At 41.8% G+C, this 455-nt stretch carries 1 protein-coding gene and 1 pseudogene; both read left to right on the forward strand.

Annotation, left to right across the window (positions count from 1 at the left end):
• The first annotated feature begins 96 nt into the window (after positions 1 to 96).
• A complete protein-coding gene (locus GOU96_RS18305) occupies positions 97 to 378 on the forward strand; it encodes a type II toxin-antitoxin system Phd/YefM family antitoxin (RefSeq protein WP_000086649.1) in 282 nt (93 codons plus the stop codon).
• Positions 375 to 455, forward strand: a pseudogene (locus GOU96_RS18310) (type II toxin-antitoxin system RelE/ParE family toxin); the annotation flags it as partial. The gene GOU96_RS18305 and the pseudogene GOU96_RS18310, both read left to right, overlap by 4 nt.

The raw sequence follows: 455 nt of genomic DNA on the forward strand, positions 1-455 counted from the left end.
CCTTAGGCGGGCGTTATAACACAAAATCAATTCCTTGCTCGTAAATCTCAATTGAACTACTATTTGTACATTAAATTGTACTAAATGGAGTTCGTTATGAGCCGTATTCACCTTGATCAAGATATTCAGCCTTTGTCTGAGTTCCGTGCTGGCGTTGCATCATTTATCAAACAGATCAATGAGACTCGTCGACCATTGGTTATTACGCAACGAGGTAAAGGTGTAGCCGTTGTTCTTGACGTTGCGGAGTATGAAGCAATGCAAGAGAAAATCGAATTACTCGAAGAAATGCGTACTGCAGAAGCTCAATTGGCTGCAGGTTTAGGTATATCAAACGAAGATGCTCGTTCACAAGTTCTGGGGCGCATCATCAAATGAAAGTAGTTTGGTCACCTCTAGCGTTACAAAAACTGGGTGATGCCGCAGAGTTTATTGCTTTAGATAACCCATCAGCT

Source organism: Vibrio sp. R-1, assembly GCF_035615595.1.
Taxonomy (GTDB): domain Bacteria; phylum Pseudomonadota; class Gammaproteobacteria; order Enterobacterales; family Vibrionaceae; genus Vibrio; species Vibrio cholerae.

Excerpts from the sequence above, each read along its gene's own strand:
- GOU96_RS18305 (WP_000086649.1), top strand. The coding sequence starts at position 97 with ATGAGCCGTATTCACCTTGATCAAGATATTCAGCCTTTGTCTGAGTTC.